Genomic DNA, 17,874 nt, shown 5'->3' with positions numbered 1-17,874 from the left:
ATCATGAACTTATGTTCTGCTCTTACAGCCTATTGTTTCTTTGACAATAAGCCGGAGGCACTGCCAGTACACGTGGAGAAATCAAGGCAATTGGAACTTTTCTAAAGATTTTCTTATCCCGAACTCGCGTATAATATGGGAATGGTTACCAACAACCAATTATTATCAAGATATTTGCATTCAAGAACTCAATAAGCTGTGAAAAACTATCATTTTTGTATCGCCAATTAACATTTTACCGGATATTACTGACGGAAAATCAAGAAATAAAATAAAGTGTAAAAATAGAATGTCAATATGAGTATAATACTGTTAATGAATAGAAGAATAAGGGAGAGATAAGATAAAATACGTTAAATTGTTAATGTTTTTTGGTATAAACGCTTGTTTTTATCCTCATTTATTAGGATATTTGTAGCGCTTAGTGTAAAAAGTAACTAATTAAGTGTAATAGTTATGAATTACGTTATATGCACAGTTTTCCTAATATTTATTGAAGATTTTGGAATTAATTAAATGTATTATTATTCTATAAAACCTAAAACAAAATGAGATTAAAAAAGACAATCTTTCCTCTTTTACTTGGAGGAATTCTCCTTTCTGTACTTTCGTGTGCAAAAGAAGACGAATTTGAGTTGCCGACGTTGGTTCTTTCAGAAACCAGTGTAGCGTTTGACAGAGGTGCCGGTGAACGAAACATCAGTGTCAATACGAATCAAGAACATTGGACTGCTGCCTCGCCACAGGAAGGCGACTGGCTGACATTGATTCAGGATGGAGATGTGCTAAAACTGAAAGTAGCTGAAAACAAAATGGGTAACCAACGCATGGGGCACGTTATCGTGAATGCGAATGGTGCTACGGGAAAGATTGACGTTACTCAGAGTGCGGCGGATGTATCGCTCGAAGTCATGCCCGAGGTTGTCTATCTTCCTCAAACCGGAGGCGAGAAGGTGGTTGATATCTCAACCAATTCTGCTATCTATGACATCACTACCAGTGAGGGAGTTGATTGGTTGAAAATACATAAGTTTTCCGAAGAAATAAAATTGGTGGCAGAATGCAACAACACCGATCAGACACGCATGGTGAAACTTTATGCCAAGAGTGGCGACCAAATGCGTGAAATCGTTGTTTCACAGGCAGGTATTCAGCGTTATCTCCTTCCCATCAATCCGGGAATGCCACAGGATGTTCATAAGATTATGGACTATGAATTGGGACGTGGAAGCTATCTTCGCGAATATCAGCAAGCTATGCCGGGTTTCGGTATTGAAGAAACCTATACTTTCATCACTCCTTCCCCCATATTTACGTTAATGCAATATTGCAGCCCGGACGGTGTAACGTCATCGCAGATTATCAATATTGGTGATGGCATGGTTGCCGTAGATGCTGTCAAGGACAAGGCTTTTGAAAAATTCCTCACCAATAATGGCTATACACGCAGCAATTCGGAATCGGATAGAGAATACTTCAATGAAAAAGAACTTTTATCACTGAAGGTCTTTGTTTCTGAGAAACCGGGTGGAGAGGGCGTAAATCTTACTTATACACCTGTGATAAAACAAGTTAAAGAACTTAAGACTTTCGACAAATTACCTTACTATCCGTTCGAACTCTTGCAGGTTGCTAATGTAAAAGTGCCAGAAGTAGAGGCTTTTGAAAAGAAAGCCGGAAGCAAAGAAGAAGAACGTAGCTATAATGAATTCAAGAAGACTGAAGTTTCACAAATCCAATATATTCTTAATGCAAGCCAACAACCAGCCTATAGCCGCATTCATATTTTCTTCACTACCGGCGAAGATGGAAAGGCTGATGAGAAGCTCGGTAGTGTGCAGATTGGAGCCCTCCTGTTCAAGAACACCGACCTCGGTGTATGGAAATATGGAAAAAAATGGCTTGTTACAAATGAACTTAAGAAAAAGCTTGGCGAAGAAGGATTTTCATTCCTACGCACAACCAATAATACGCATTTCTTTGGACGTCAACGAGACCATTTGCTCATTGCAGTTACTTGTGTAGTCGATAACAATGTTCCGGTGCTTGCATTGCTCTACAATTACGATAATACCGTTTTTGGTGCTGGCAGTAAAGTTGTCAAGGCGCAAGACAAGATGATAAGCAATTTCAATAAAGCTAAGAAAATGCTAAAATTTTAGTCTATCACATTAAACTCTAATTTAGTATTATTCGATATGCAAATTAAACAATTATATCATTTGTTGCGCCTCTCCGCTTTTTGTTTGGTAATGGCAATGGTGGCGAATTGTGCAGACAGTGTTGATTTTGAACAACCACAACTTGATGTCTCCGAACAAGCTCTGACATTCAACACACAGGGAGAGGAGAAAACAATTATGGTGAATACAAACTGCAAGGAGTGGATTGCTACTTCTCCGAGGCAGTGGATACATTTGACTCCTAATGGCAACGAACTTATCGTGAAAGTTGATGCGAATGTTACCGGAATGGAACGAAACAGCTATATCCTTATCGACGGCGGCTTGGCAGTGAAAAAAATAACTGTCAGCCAAAGTGCTGACAATCAGTCTTTGGGTATTTCCGGAGGTGAAGTCGTATTGCCACAGGTGGGAGGCACTACATCGGTAAACGTGAATACTGGTGATATACCCTATGAGCTGATACAGGCAGAAAGTACGGACTGGTTGCAGATTGTCAAAAAGAAACATTCCTTGAAATTTATCTCAAAGCCTAATTATGACACAAAAGAGCGAACAGTCAAACTGAAAATTTCTATAGGAGGGAAAAATACTGACGTAGTCGTAAAGCAGCCGGGAGTATGCGCTTTTGTATTGGCATGTAATCCGGGTATACCTTTCAGCCTTTATAAAATGATGAATTTTGAGCATCAACGCGGCAGCCTCTTTGCCGAATATGGTCCTCCAGATCCTTCATTTAATTTATACGAAGAAACATACGTGTTTAGAACTCCCTCCCCTCTATTTAAAGAAGTCTTCTATGTGCATGACACGGAGACTTTCATGCCAACACGTATTTTTACACGCTCATTGGTAAAAGAAGGTGTAGATGCTGTGCGTTCTCAGGAGTTTCAAGACTTTGTCAAGGCGAATGGCTATGTCAGAGATACGAAAGACCCTAACCATTATATTAACGAACAGGAACTAATGACAATGGATGTGGATATTATGGAAAGCAACAATAGCGTTGTTCTTTTCTTCTGGCAAATGCACATTCAGGATCGTGACTATGAGACGTTTAAGAGCCTCGAGTTAGGTCCACTTCACTTGCTCAATAAAGCTGACAAAAAACTCAGTGCGATAGATAAATATGAAAAATCGCAGAACAGTAAAGAAATAGCTCGGCAAGTTTCCAAGAACAGAGAGATAGAGGCTGTAGCTTACAAGACCACCGATCCATTGCTGATAACGCGAACATACTTTTTGTTTACACGTGGCGGAGACTTCCCGGCACCGAAAGAAATGGTGGGAAGCGTGGAACAGTATAGTTTGAGTTACAGTAATCCAAATCTTGGAATTTGGAGACAAGGTAAGGAATGGTTCGTTACTCGTGAATTTGACAAACTACTTACTTCCAACAATTTTGAATTTATTGGATACAACGGTAAGCATCATGTTTATGCACGCCGTTCCGACTGTCTGACATTGGCTATTTCCGGTGATAAATTCGCTGATATAAATGCAGGACAGCCCGTCATGCAAATAAGCGTTCTTTACAAGCCGGATGTTTTTTCAGGGAGCAAAACTACCATGGTATCCAAAGTGGAAAGAATGCTCAAGAAAGAAAATCGAAGAAAACTACAATAAAAGAAATGAAAAAATCAATTATATATCTATGTACATGCGCTGTCGTGGGGATGATGTTTGCCACATCGTGTCAGGACAACTTCAATTTGGAAGCACCCAATTCCGGCACACGCAATGTTACGATTAACAAGGATATCTTTGCAGTAAAAGGCTGCATCAATATCAAATTAAGTCCGGGAGAGAACTATGAGCTGGCAAGTTCATCAGACGGGAAAGTGGAAATGCAGAGTGTACCCTCGGCAATGGCTTCCGCAATGAAATTCTCGGGAGCTTACAGGATGGAAAGAGTTTTCAAACCGGCAGGCAAATACGAGGCACGTACCGTTGCCGTAGGTCTTGATCGCTGGTACACCGTATATTTTGATGAGAGTAAAGACGTTGGGGCTGTTCTTCAACAATTCAACAAAGTTAAGGGAGTTGAGTATGTTGAGCGCATCCTACCCATCGCTCATCCCGAAGTAACAGTCAAGTCAGTGAGAAATATTGAAACCACAGCCAAGACAACCAGTGCTAAGGGGAAATTCAACGACCCGCTGCTGCCCCAGCAATGGCATTATTACAACGATGGTTCAGTGAGTGCTACCGCTGTTCCGGGGGCTGACTGTAACGTCAAGCCTGTATGGGAAAAATATACAACAGGAACAAAAAATGTAATCGTTGCCGTAGTCGATGGTGGTATAGACGTAACCCACGAAGACTTGGTGGGAAACCTCTATGTGAATGAACTGGAAAAAAACGGAAAGCCTAACTTCGATGACGATGGTAATGGTTTCATTGATGATGTTTACGGCTACAACTTTGTTGAGGGCGATAATGTCGTTGGTGGCACGATAGAGCCTGATGACGAATCACATGGTACGCACGTTGCGGGAACTATTGCTGCACGCAACAACAACGGTAAAGGAGTCGCTGGTATTGCTGGTGGCGATGGAACTCCAGGTAGTGGAGTAAGGGTCATGAGTTGCCAGATTTTCAGAAAAAAGAATGAGCAGGGCGATGCGGCAGCAGCTATTAAGTACGCCGCCGACAATGGTGCTGTCATCTGTCAGAACTCATGGGGCTATCCCTCAGCTTCCGAAGTCACAGAAATGCCTAAGCTTTTGCAGGAAGCCATCGATTATTTCATTAAATATGCCGGTTGTGACGAAACTGGAAAGCAGAGATCCGATTCACCAATGAAGGGAGGAGTGGTCATTTTCGCCGCCGGTAACGAGAATAAGGAGTTTTCGGCTTACCCTGCTTGCTACGCTCCGACGGTTTCTGTTTCAGCGATGGCATGGGACTTCAAGAGAGCCAGCTACAGTAATTATGGGAAATGGGTAACCATCATGGCTCCGGGAGGCGACCAGGAGACCTACGGAACAGAAGGAGGTGTTTTAAGTACCGTCTCTATGGCGAAGAATCCAAAGGGTTATGCATTTCTTCAAGGAACCTCAATGGCTTGCCCACACGTTTCAGGTATTGCTGCGCTTGTCGCATCTTATTTTGGAAAACAGGGATTTACCAATGATGATCTTAAATCGCGTCTTGTCTCTGCATACCGCCCATTCAACATCGATGAAATGAATCCGATGTACAAAGGAAAGTTGGGAAAGGGCTACATTGATGCTGAGGCTGCATTTGAATCTGACACCAAGATAGCCCCCGATAAGGTTGAGAAGCTAAACCTTATCCCTGACTTCGTGGAAATCCGTGCAGAATGGAGCGTTGCTAAAGATGAGGATAAGACAGCCTCTTTCTACAGACTCTACATCAGTCCTAACGAACTCACGAAAGAGAATCTCAAGAACAAGACCTATCGAGAAATCAACGGTATTGGACATAAGCTGGGAGAGACACTGAAGTTCAACTTTGACAATCTACAGGACAACAAGGAATACTACATTGCCATTGTTGCCATCGACCGTTGGGGCAACATCTCGGAGCCTATCATTAAGAAGTGCAAGACAAAACTCAATCATACTCCTGAGGCAACGGGATTTCCCGAAGACGTTATCGAATTGAGCAACAACGAAAGAAAGACTTTCAGCTTCAACGTTGCTGATCCTGACGGACACAACTGGGACTTGAAGACTGCCGGCGATACAAAAGGCGTTTCATACACCATCAACAAATCAACGGTGAATATCACCATCGTCCCCGTTCTCGCAGCCGGCAACTATACTTGCAAGTTCATTATCTCCGACGATCTTGGTGCTAAATTGGAAAAGAATCTCAGATTCTGCATTTTCAAATATATGCCACCGAAACTTGAAAAGCCATTCGACAATTTTATTATCGGACTCGATGAGGGCGTTGTGAACATTCCGTTGAAGGGGCATTATTCGGGCAGTGCCAACAAAGAGCTGACCTACACGGTTAGTGCATCGAACAATAAGATTGCATCAGCCGGAATAACCAACAACAACATTCAAATCAAGGCTTTGGCAAAAGGCACGACCCGCATCAGCGTACTCGCTTCCGACGGTAGGCAAAACTCATCGGAAGGCTCGTTCCAACTTCGTGTCGTTGAGAGAAAGTCCGCTCCGGTCTATGCCGTCTATCCTATTCCGGTGAAAAGAGATATCAATGCTCTACTCAACCCGGAGGTTAGCCAAGCAGAATTCATCATCTCATCAACCGTAGGTGAACGAGTGATGAAAGCCAATGTAAAACCCGACAGCAAGCATGTTGCCACACTGAATCTCGCCAGCTTGCGCTCTGGCACCTACAAGCTGACAGTGCATACAAACAAGGGTGATTTCAGCAAAATGTTCATTAAACGATAAATTCAACAGACATGAAATCAAAACATATGATAATCATAGCTTGTGCAGCACTTTTCGGTGCTACACAAGCGAAAGCCCAAGGACAATCCCTACCAATTCTAACGGCAAATCCTGATTCCAAAACAGCAAGCATGGGCAATGCTTCGGTTGCAAGCGATGGAATGTACCTTTACAATACTCCCTCGGCGTTCTTCAACACCGATAAAAGGTTTACAGCCGATGCCTCAGCCTCGTTGTATGAAAAAGAAGATGGCGCACAAGGATTATTCGGTTTGTACACAGCCACAATAGGTTACAAACTTTTTAAGCGGCACTCAGTATTTGGAGGTTTCAGGTATGCCGGCGGACTAAAATTCAACGGATACGACATGATGGGCGAACCAACCAAGGAATATAAACCCTATGATTGGACTATTGATTTGGGCTACTCTTACATGATAGGCAATGGGTTGGCTGCTTATGCTACCGGAGCTTTTATCTTCAGCCATCTTTCTAAGAATGCCTACGGCGGTGCTTTTTCGGTGGGACTATCCTATACTAAAGATAACATCACAATGGCGAAAAGACCAGCCAACGTTATGATTGACGCCAAGGTGGAAGCTATAGGTCCTGACCTTGACTACGGTAATGGGCACAAAAGCTCAATGCCCACTCATGTTTCATTAGGAGGAAAAATGGAAGTTGATGTAACCGACATGCACAAAGTAGGTGCAGCGTTGGCCACACGCTATTTCTTCCGACCCACAGACGCCAAAGTTTTCATGTTGGGTGGCGGCGTTGAATACACCTACAACAACTTGTTGTCAGCAAGAGCAGGTTATGAGTATGGCGATCACAACCTCAGTCATTTCACAATGGGTGCGGGAGTCAAATACCATAACTTTCGCATCAATGGTGCTTATATGCTGAAAACTGCAGATGGTGGGAAAAGCTACTGCACCATTGGACTTGGATATGATTTCTAACAAAACAAATTATTCACAATCTAAAAATCAAATTATGAAAAAAGCATTATTCTCAATTTGTACATTGGCAATAAGTATTGCTGCCACAGCTCAGATTGTAACCGAGCCTGAAGGGAAGAAAATCGACAATATGTATCGCCATAGCGAATCTTGGGTGCGGGGATGGGTAAATTCAGAACCCGGTGTTTACGAAGGTTTGGTCTCGCAAATCATAGAGGGTACGGATGGATGTCTTTATGTTTACAACCCACTCTCAGGACTCGAAAGCAAATCTTGGATGAAACTTGACAAGACGGGAGAAGGAAAATACAAAGCTGTCTTCCCACAAAAATTCTATAAAGACAAGAGTGGTGGCGATGATGATTCGGAAAGAGGAAGCGATAGAGTATTTACGCTCAATCGTTTGGTCAATAAAGGAGATAATCAATATGAGGTGGTTGCACCGGATAAGAACTACATCGAGTTTTCATGGGATGGCTCGAAGCTTCAAATGGAAGGTATGGGCACCAAACAAGAAATATTGGGCATGGTGGATAATTCCGGCGTTTGGGATAGATTCTATGGCGATTGGAATATTACCATCAGCACGCTTGCATGCAAGTTGCTGACCCCTCCCACAACAGGTGTGAAGAAACAATATACGTTCACGTGCGCCGAAGAAAGTTCACCACGTGTTATTGATGCAATTGCAGAAGGAAACGACCTATACCTAAAGGGCATTTCAAAAAATCCGGCATTGGCAGACGCATGGGTAAAGATTACGTTAAATGGTAATAAGGCGACCTTGTTGACAAATCAGTATATGGGAACATCTACCAAGGGTGATTTTGGCAAGTATTCAGGCGACCTGATGAAATATCATATTTTTGCTGCTGCTTTCAAAGATGCAACAACGATGGCCGATAGAATTGATTTTTCAGTAGATACTGAAACGCAAAAGCTTACCACCGGCAATCTGCTTAAGATGTTTTTGGGTCTGAGCAGTGAGACTAATAATCCATCGGATGATTATGAGGTATTTGGAAATATGACATTGACTCCATTCGTTCAAAAAGCCGCAAAGCCGGAGACACCAAAACTGTTCTATTGCAATGCTACACCGAGTTATGATTACTCAACAACAACTACTATATTGGCTTTCTATGTAAACAATGCGGATGTAAATGGCAACTACCTCAGCCCGGACAAAATGTATTACAATGTTTATGTCAACGACAGTAAAGAGCCCTTTAAGTTTATAAAGAGCGAGTACTTCTACATTGACGATGATATGACAAACATTCCTTTCAACTACCAAGACAAAAAGAATGATGACATCAAATCGGATGGCAATCTACGCATCCTGCACTTCTATGATCCGGACATCACCAAACTCTCACTGGTTATGGTCTATGATGATGGAGAAAATGTATTTAAGAGTGAGCCATTAGTTGTGCAACCAACCTCTGCCGGCATCGAAAGCACAAAGTCGGACGAGCCTTGCAAGATGGAAGTTTACTCTGTTAACGGATATAAATTGAAGAAACTTCAAAAGGGATTGAACATCATAAAATATTCTGATGGAACAATGAAGAAAATATACGTTAAATGATTTTTAACCACTATAAAACAATAATGAGAGTGTACTTTCCGCCTACGAAATAATGACTTAATTGCAAAGATGGAAAGTTAATTGAAAGGCTGGATTCCAAGCGAGGAGTTCAGCCTTTAACTTTAACCCCAAATTGGTCATTAGAAAATGCCAAGAAGCTTTTTCCAATGACCAATTTGGACTAAATAATTTTGTTAGCCCTCACGCAAGATTGCATCAAACCATGAGACTTTACGTGTTTGGTTCTAATGCCGAATGGCACACATTCCTTTATGTCTTCAATTCGTATTCAGGTGATGACAACGCTTGATGGCGAACATTCGACCCGACCGGCACCATGAAATTATATGACAAAAACAGATGTTAAAACGAACTTTGTAATCAATTGATAATCAGCGTGATATTGATTATAATTTAAAAGGTCTGCTTTTGCACCCCGATTCATGACCTTTTGCATTGCAAAAGCTTACCTTTTGGAAAGCAAAAGCTAAGCTTTTGATAGATGAATGAAGAAAATTCAGGACATTATTAAACATTTCTTATATCGCCGGGAAGGATTTTTACATTTTCAACGACCCGGTAAAATAGGGGATTGGCTGAAATTCCATAAATAAAGAAAGGATGTGTCAAAACTAAAACTACATCTTATCGTCCGGTCAGTTTCACAAAAATTCCATCTGAAAAAGTATTTGCAGACAGAGGATTGATTTTGGAACGTTGCTTTGCAGAAGTCTTGCTATGTGGAAACATTTTGTTCTTCATTCATATTTTGTAACGAATTGCAATTAAACGATACTGAAAAGCTGCTTATTTTGCAAGTTTAAATGCAAAATAAGCAGCTTTTTGTCCATCTTGGTGCTTTAATCCGAAAAATTGAAAGTGATGTTTAGTGGATGGTGATGATGTATTCGCTCATGAAACTCGCGCCGGGCTGCAGATGGTTCATAAGATGACGCTCTCTGAATTCTCCTTTATAGCCCACAGCGTCCGCGATACCATACCATGGTTCTATGCAAATAAAGGGTGCGCACTTGCCATGTGGTGTCCAAATGCCTACTGCGGGAGTATTGAACTGCAATGACACCTCCGGCGCACCTTTCCGATTGAGTAGTTGAATATCGCTCAACTGGCTGTGTTCAAAAATCAGCGCATCGTCTTTGAAAGTGTTTTCATCAAATTCCAATATTCCCTCATCTGTTTCAAACTCCGTGTAACCTTTCAGTCGGTTTCCTTCCGGCGAGAGTTTTGTGCGCAGGAGTTTTTCAGCATTGAGTTTTAGGTATCCTTTGACAGGCTCTCCCTCTTTCACATCGGGGAGATTGAATGCCGGATGCCCACCTATTTGGAAGTGTATCTCCTTATTATCAACGTTTTGCACGTGCCACACCACATGAATTCTGTTTCTTTCCAGCTTGTAACTAACGCCCAAAATAAAGTGGAAGGGATAGATTTTATAAGTGGCTTCCGTATCGTGCATGCTAAATAACAGTCTGTTGGCATCTTTCTTGATTAGCTTAAACTCGGTGTCTCTCGCGAAGCCGTGCCTTTTGGAATGATATTCCTCTCCATCAATGCAGAAAGTATCTTGCCATAGCTTTCCCACCAATGGGAAGAGGATGGGTGAATGGCGATTCCAAAATTTGGGATGAGCCTGCCACAGATATTCCTTACCATTCTCATTTTTGATGCTTGTCAGCTCCGCGCCCAATTCCGATACGCGAATTGTCAGAAAGTCGTTTGCTATTTGTTCCATGATTTTGTATGAATGGGTTATGCGGTATATTAATATGGTGCCATGTTTCATGTGCAAATTTAAGAATAAAATTCCATAGTTCTCCTCTCTTTTTACTTGTTTTTTACCCTTATTTCTGTAAACAAAAGCGAAAAGAGGTAACAAATTGAAAGAAAAACGCGAAGAAGACTCATTTTTTAGGGTTAAAAAATTGGGTATATCATTTTTTAACTGTATTTTTGCATCGCCTTATTAATAGAAAGACATTCTATTTAATCCGTATTACAAACAAAAAGCGGTGGGGTTTCAAATCTCATCCACCTTAAAGAATAATAACTTTTAACCGTACAAAAAATGAATAACAATGTAAAAATTGGTAGCCTTCTCTCTGCCGAAAAAGTGAGTATGGGTCTCTCGCAACTCGGTTCTATATTGGCTACGAAGAAATTTTGGGTTGAATTGGTCATCATGACCGTAGGTATGTTCGTTGCAGCCCTTGGCGTTTATTTCTTCTTAATCCCCAGCAAGCTGATTATAGGCTCCATCACCGGTCTTTCTCTTGTGCTTGCCAAGTTGCTGCCTTTTATCTCTGTGGGCTCGATAATCTTCGTGATTAATGCCATATTGCTCATCCTCTCTTTCGTCTTGATTGGCAATGAGTTTGGTGCTAAGACAGTTTACACTGCGCTTATTCTTGGTCCGATGATTGATTTCATTGGCTCCATATTCCCAATGAGCGAGTCGATATTCGCGGTGCATGTGGCAGGGCAGACCATTGCCAATCCATGGTTCGACTTGCTCTGCTTTGTTGTGATATTAAGTGCCTCGCAAAGTATATTGTTCAGCATTAACGCTTCTACCGGCGGATTGGACATCTTAGGGAAGATTATCAACAAATACACTGGCGTGAGTTTAGGAACATCCGTCAGCGTGGGTGGTGCGCTCATCTGCTGCACGGCTTTCGCAATCAACGATGTGGATCTTGTGGTTATCGGTCTGATTGGAACATGGCTCAACGGTATCATCATTAATCATTTTATGACCGGCATGAGCGGCAAACGGCGCGTGTTTATTATCTCCAAAGATTATGAGAAGATTATGAGTTATGTAATCAATGAAATCAAACGCGGCGTTACCATGCATGAAATCATTGGCGGTTTCAGCCATGAGAAGTCAATGCAGCTGGAAATTATCCTCACCGGCGACGACCTTCAGAAGCTGATGGCATACTTGGGCGATGAACGCATCGAGTCGTTTGTTACCACCGACACGGTGAATGAGGTATATGGGCTTTGGAACAGAAGATCAAAACGACATTAATATAGAAAAACTTGAATTCCACAGGGCAAGTCTTGCTCTGTGGAATTATTATGTCTCATAGAAAAACAACATGAATTTAAGAACTATTTTTGCACTATTGATTATGGGTGGCATCACCGCATCGGCTCAAGAAACCAAGCCTTTGAGTCTTGATGTTGAGGCACGCGGCGATTATCAGCACACCACCATTGACGGCACCAAAGACAAGGACAACAGTGGTTTTAAGGGTAATATCGTTGATTTCGTATTAAAAGGCGATATCACTCCAAAGTTTTCATACGCTTATCGTCAGCGACTGAATGGCATCAATAAAGATTATTCATTCTTCGATGCTACCGATTGGCTGTTCCTGAAATACAAACCCACCAAGAACCTCTCGCTGATAACGGGTAAATACATCGTTCTTGTGTCCGGATGGGAACTTTATCCGGCTCCTATCGATTGCTATTTCCTTTCAGAATTTTGTTATAACTTCCCCTGTTATCAATGGGGACTGGCGGGAGAGTTCGTTACCAACAGTGGCAACGATACCTTTGTTGGGCAGGTTTGCCAAAGTCCGTATCAGAAAAACTACAAGAACATGACCGGACACAGTGCCGATATGTATGCTTACAATCTGCAATGGATGGGCGTTCATGGATTTTATGAATCAAACTGGTCGATAAACTTGTTGGAATATGCTCCCAACAAATTTATTAACTATATTGCTTTGGGCAACCGGTTTCGGCTTGGCAGCAATGTTCAGATAGAGCTGGACTACATGAATCGAGCTTCCTCTCATCAAGCGTTCTTTGGTAAAGATTGTTCCGTTGTGGGACAGGTGTCTTATCAGCCAACGGAGAAAGTGAATGTATTTGCGAAGGCAAGCTATGAGGTCAATCATTCCGGTACCGATGCTGACGTTGCAGTTCAGGACGGTACTGAGCTGACACGCGTGGGGGCAGGATTTGAATATTTCCCATTGAAAGACAAGAACATCCGGGTACACGGATATTATAGTTATGCTTTTGGAAAAAACACCAATCCACAAGCGGTTGTTCACGATAAGGAGTCGCAGGTGAACGTTGGTGTAACTTGGCGAGTAAAGGTTCTCTAACATTAAATATGACGAAGAAGGGAAGTGCTTGTGAGAGTACTTCCCTTTGCTTTTAAATTGTAAGCATTTTTGTTTTTAAGGTCTGTATAAGGATGATAAGAAGAAGCTTTTTTATGCTTATACCCATGTTCCAACAGCTCTTTGTTTCAATTTAACAGGTAGCCCTGTTATCATTTTTTCACACCCTTATTCTATCTTTTTTTGTCTTGAAAGTTAAACGTATTAAGTTTGTTATCAACAAGTTGTAATCCTATTGCTAAATCTTGTCAGCATTTTTTCTTTATTCCTGTATCATAAAAAAAGATGGCAAGAAGCGTTTTTTCTTCAACTTATTCCTTTAATTCTTTTACTTTTTCATCTTTCTGTCGTATCTTTGCACTTGGGTAGCTCATACCCTCACAAGGAATCGTGATTTCATTCCTTGGGATGATGAAAGAACAGCATTAGGATAATTAAAAATAACAGTTATGGTAAAAAATCAACCGAAGACAATAATCCGCGAGATTAAGAACTTTTTGTTTATAGCCATCGCCATATCCATAGCGAGTTTTGGTTGGTGTGCGTTTATCTTGCCCCACAAAATACCAATTGGTGGTATCGCGGGTTTTTCATCTGTTGTGTTTTGGGGAGTAAATATCCCCGTACAATACACTTATTTCACGCTTAACATTGCCTTGTTGCTGATTGCGTTGAAGATTTTGGGATGGAAATTCTGCGTCAGAACCATCTTTGCCGTTGTGGTTTTCACGATTCAGACATCCATCTTTCAAGCATTATTGAAAGACACCACACTATTTTCCAACCAGCCTTTCCTCGCCTGTGTGATAGGGGGTGCACTGTTGGGAATAGGGACAGGCATCGCATTGCAATACAATGCCAGTACGGGAGGTTCTGACGTGATTGCGGCAATGATAAATAAGCACCATGATGTATCATTGGGGAAGGTCATCTTGGCCTGCGACTTGATTATCATCACTTCCGGTTATGTGGTTCTAAAGAACTGGGAGAATATCATTTATGGTTATATCACGCTGTTTGTCATGACCTCCGTAGTGGATTACGTAATCAATGGTATGCGTGGTTCCGTCCAATTCTTCGTTGTGTCAGAGAAATGGCAGGAAATAGGCAATGCCATCAATAATGACGTGCAACGCGGATGTACGCTGATTGATGCCCGGGGCTTTTATACAGGCAAGGAAATGGGCATGCTGTTCATTCTTGCACGTCGCACGGAAACACGAGAAATCTTCCAAGTCATTGATGAAATCGACCCTGAAGCATTTATCTCTCAGAGTTCCGTCAATGGCGTATATGGCATAGGTTTTGACCGGATGAAAGTAGGGAAGCGCAAAAAACTTTCGGTCAAAGAGGCGTAAGTTCGTGGAAAGTCGTAACTTTGCAACATGAACTATGATGAGATAAAAGGGAAAAAGATTGCCGTATTGTTGTCCGGGGGTGTAGATAGCTCGGTTGTCGTTTATGAGTTGGCTCGTATGGGGTTAGCTCCTGATTGTTTCTACATAAAAATCGGTCCGGAGGAAAAGGAGGAATGGGATTGCAATTCCGAAGAAGACTTCGAGATGGCGACTGCCGTTGCTCGTCGTTATGGGTGCAAACTTGAAGTAATTGACTGCCATCGGGAATATTGGGATAAAGTAACGAAATACACGATGGAAAAGGTGAAAGCCGGGTTTACACCCAACCCTGATGTGATGTGCAATCGATTGATAAAGTTTGGAGCCTTCGACGAGAAGCGAGGATATGATTACGACCTTATTGCAACGGGACATTACGCGCAAACCAAATGGATTTGCGGAAAGAAATGGCTCTGTACTGCTCCCGATCCCGTGAAAGACCAGACTGATTTTCTCGCACAGATATACGATTGGCAACTGCGCAAAGCCATCTTTCCCATCGGTCATTACGTTAAGAACGAAGTACGTGAAATTGCCGAACGGGAAAACCTTATCACGGCACATCGCAAAGATTCGCAAGGAATCTGCTTCTTGGGAAATATCGACTACAACGAGTATGTACGTCGATATTTGGGAGAACAAAAAGGCGATGTCGTGGAGTTGGAAACCGGCAAGAAGATTGGAGAACACAAAGGATTGTGGTTTCACACCATCGGACAACGCAAAGGCTTGGGATTTGGTGGAGGTCCGTGGTTCGTAGTCAAGAAAGATGTCGCCAACAACTTGCTCTTTGTAAGTCATGGCTATGATCCGGAAACAGCATATAAAAAAGATTTTAAGGTGCACGATTTGCATTGGCTGACGGAAGCCTCTCAGCCTCAAGATGCATCCGAGAGTTTTATTCCTGTTACTTTCAAGATTCGCCATACACCGGAGTTCCACAAAGGAAGTTTGGAACTGATGAGCGAAACAACATCCGCCCCATTTCCAACCGCGTTGATTCATTCAGACGACAAGATTCACGGAGTGGCACCGGGACAGTTCTGTGTCATCTATGACGAAGCACACGAACGTTGTTTCGGTTCTGCGGAGATTACACTTTAATCTTCAAGACTATATGCAAACAAAAAGATTGGCTTTCGCGCGTTGGAACCAACCTTTTTAATGCCGGAACTAAGCGCAACAAGGCGCATGGTCATGGTCGATCGGTAGATAGAGAAACGTCCTAAAGCAACCGGTAAGCAGATGAGACAACTCAACCTTTTTGAAAGCGAAAATGATTTCGGAAAATATCGCTACGGTTGTTTCGTCAAAAATCTTCAATTCTCTGTCGCTTTCCAAAAGGTAAGCTTTTGCATTGCAAAGGGTTATATCACCACACCGAATATTGTTTGTAAAACTTTCTGTTTTACTATTTTAAAAGATTTATACACCATTTAGTCCTGTTTTTTTTAGCTTTATTTTAACCTCTTACGCTCCCAACGAATGGGACTCAAGCATAGGCTACGACCCATTTTGGAACTGGAGAGTGGAAGTAATGACCCCATGGCCTATATGCTCACCTTAGTTTTGATGGATGTAGTACTTTCCGGAACGCATTTTTCTATCCAAGGACTTGCCGTCAACCTACTTGAACAATTTTTGTTAGGGGGAGCCATCGGCTATTGTGCAGGACGCATAACTGTTTGGTTAATCAATCATATTAACTTGCCCAATACAGCTCTCTACCCTGTGCTTCTTCTATGTATGGTTTTTATTACGTTCACGCTTACGGATGTCGTGCATGGCAACGGCTATCTTGCTGTTTACATTGCGGGACTCGTAGTGGGCAACAGTCGTTTATCCTACCGTCGCGAAATGGCAACTTTTCTTGACGGACTCACATGGCTACTTCAGATTGTACTCTTTCTGACACTTGGACTGCTCGTCAATCCATCGGAAATGGCTGGGGTGAGCTTAATGGCACTCGCCATTGGCTTGTTTATTATGTTCGTTTCCCGCCCTATAAGCGTGATAATTTGTCTTTTACCTTATCCAAAGATTCCTTGGCGTGCCAAAACCTTTCTGTCTTGGGTTGGGCTTCGTGGTGCCGTACCGATTATTTTTGCCACTTATCCTCTTATCAACAACATAGAAGGTGCCGACATCATCTTCAATATAGTGTTCTTCATCACCCTCATCTCGCTTCTCGTACAGGGAACAACCATTTCCTTTATTGCACGCAAGCTCAATTTGGATTTGCCAGAGGAGAAAACCGGCAATGAGTTTGGTGTGGAAATACCGGAAGAATTAGGTTCTCAGCTAAAGGAAGTCATCCTTACGGATGAGATGCTTGAAAATGGCAACTTGCTTTCAGAGATGAATATTCCTAAAAATACACTCGTAATGATGGTGAAGCGTGGCAAGTCAATCATCGTACCCAATGGAAAACTTAAAATGGAGAAGGGCGATATTCTTCTCTGTCTCTCCGGAGGAAGATAAAGCTGTTGATATGGGCACAAAACAGCAACGTGAGGGAGACCTCGGGAGGAATGGAAATGTTCCTCTTGAGGAACGCGTACCTTCCATGGGTGGAATGTGGATGTTCCATTGGTGGAATGTGGACGTTCCATGAGTGGAATATAAGCGTTACGCGGCAAGCGAATAACACTTATCACCGACGAAGCGAAAAACGACCGGAGGAAAACTCCAATCGCAGGCAATTGGGAAATTAACTGAATTTCCCTGTATATGTCAATGTTCCATCTGCCCTTGTTTGGGTTGGGACATCATCTATATTGATAATTGATATTTTGCCGAATATTTTTCGATGGGGCTTTGACGGACGAGGCAAGTGTCGATAATGGGGCGGATAACCTACGAGCGAACCATCGCCCAATTCAGTTGTAAACTCTCGTGCGACCCCAAGTTATGGAACGCTCGTGAGAGCAGGCTAAATGGTAAGAGCCGTGAGGCGGTGGCAACGAATGGCAAGTTGGAACGCTTGCTACTCTCGGTACAATCTTCTTATCAAAACCTTTGCGACCGTGGTGTTACGTTTACAGCATCGGACATCAAGGAGCTGTTTCAAGGAAGTATGCAAACTCAAACCACATTTTTGGAACGATACGACCGAATGGTCAAGGAAATGGAGCAAAAGGTGGGTGTTGAAATAAAGGCGCAGAGTCAACCAGCAAGT

12 protein-coding genes and 2 pseudogenes are annotated in these 17,874 nt (G+C 42.3%); 13 read left to right on the top strand and 1 reads right to left on the bottom strand.

From position 1 onward, the window contains the following. The 6 genes and pseudogenes from ETF27_RS11610 to ETF27_RS11055 all read left to right on the top strand — a co-directional run. A pseudogene (locus tag ETF27_RS11610) lies at positions 1-105 on the top strand (IS982 family transposase); the annotation flags it as partial. A 443-nt stretch (positions 106-548) separates the two neighbouring features. Next, the gene (locus tag ETF27_RS11075) at positions 549-2,162 is read left to right on the top strand and encodes a BACON domain-containing protein (RefSeq protein WP_130829617.1); all 1,614 of its coding nucleotides are present in this window, start codon (positions 549-551) and stop codon (positions 2,160-2,162) included. A 36-nt stretch (positions 2,163-2,198) separates the two neighbouring features. Then, the gene (locus ETF27_RS11070) at positions 2,199-3,809 is read left to right on the top strand and encodes a BACON domain-containing protein (RefSeq protein ID WP_165444200.1); all 1,611 of its coding nucleotides are present in this window, start codon (positions 2,199-2,201) and stop codon (positions 3,807-3,809) included. A 5-nt stretch (positions 3,810-3,814) separates the two neighbouring features. Beyond that, positions 3,815-6,577: a S8 family serine peptidase gene (locus ETF27_RS11065; protein WP_147785837.1), complete on the top strand. Its 2,763-nt coding sequence runs from the start codon at positions 3,815-3,817 to the stop codon at positions 6,575-6,577. Between the two features lie 11 nt (positions 6,578-6,588). Next, positions 6,589-7,542, top strand: a complete 954-nt coding sequence (locus tag ETF27_RS11060) for a PorV/PorQ family protein (RefSeq protein WP_147785836.1) — start codon at positions 6,589-6,591, stop codon at positions 7,540-7,542. A gap of 34 nt (positions 7,543-7,576) precedes the next feature. Continuing rightward, positions 7,577-9,133 (top strand): hypothetical protein, encoded by a 1,557-nt coding sequence (locus tag ETF27_RS11055; protein ID WP_147785835.1) that lies wholly within the window; start codon positions 7,577-7,579, stop codon positions 9,131-9,133. Between the two features lie 886 nt (positions 9,134-10,019). Here ETF27_RS11055 and ETF27_RS11050 read toward each other — a convergent pair. After that, on the bottom strand, positions 10,020-10,886 hold the full coding sequence (locus ETF27_RS11050; protein WP_130829613.1) for an aldose 1-epimerase family protein: 867 nt from the start codon (positions 10,884-10,886) through the stop codon (positions 10,020-10,022). A gap of 384 nt (positions 10,887-11,270) precedes the next feature. On the opposite strand from ETF27_RS11050, the gene ETF27_RS11045 reads away from it, so the two are divergent. From ETF27_RS11045 to ETF27_RS11015, 7 genes and pseudogenes are all read left to right on the top strand, one after another. Further along, a complete protein-coding gene (locus ETF27_RS11045; protein WP_376744084.1) occupies positions 11,271-12,185 on the top strand; it encodes a YitT family protein in 915 nt (304 codons plus the stop codon). 70 nt (positions 12,186-12,255) lie between these two features. Further along, positions 12,256-13,281 (top strand): porin, encoded by a 1,026-nt coding sequence (locus tag ETF27_RS11040; RefSeq protein ID WP_130829611.1) that lies wholly within the window; start codon positions 12,256-12,258, stop codon positions 13,279-13,281. Between the two features lie 467 nt (positions 13,282-13,748). Further along, complete coding sequence (locus ETF27_RS11035; RefSeq protein WP_130829610.1) at positions 13,749-14,657, top strand: YitT family protein; 909 nt, start codon at positions 13,749-13,751, stop codon at positions 14,655-14,657. A 27-nt stretch (positions 14,658-14,684) separates the two neighbouring features. Further along, positions 14,685-15,800 (top strand): tRNA 2-thiouridine(34) synthase MnmA, encoded by a 1,116-nt coding sequence (gene mnmA, locus ETF27_RS11030; RefSeq protein ID WP_147785834.1) that lies wholly within the window; start codon positions 14,685-14,687, stop codon positions 15,798-15,800. Between the two features lie 357 nt (positions 15,801-16,157). Then, a pseudogene (locus ETF27_RS11025) lies at positions 16,158-17,177 on the top strand (potassium/proton antiporter); the annotation flags it as partial. Between the two features lie 10 nt (positions 17,178-17,187). Continuing rightward, positions 17,188-17,310, top strand: a complete 123-nt coding sequence (locus ETF27_RS11675) for a hypothetical protein (protein WP_255418123.1) — start codon at positions 17,188-17,190, stop codon at positions 17,308-17,310. Between the two features lie 228 nt (positions 17,311-17,538). Next, positions 17,539-17,874: Arm DNA-binding domain-containing protein (locus tag ETF27_RS11015; RefSeq protein ID WP_240048185.1), on the top strand; the 336-nt coding region annotated here is incomplete at its 3' end.

Origin of the sequence: Prevotella brunnea (assembly GCF_008016795.1) — a bacterium.
GTDB classification, from domain to species: domain Bacteria; phylum Bacteroidota; class Bacteroidia; order Bacteroidales; family Bacteroidaceae; genus Prevotella; species Prevotella brunnea.
This window is presented reverse-complemented; position numbering and strand designations above follow the sequence as displayed.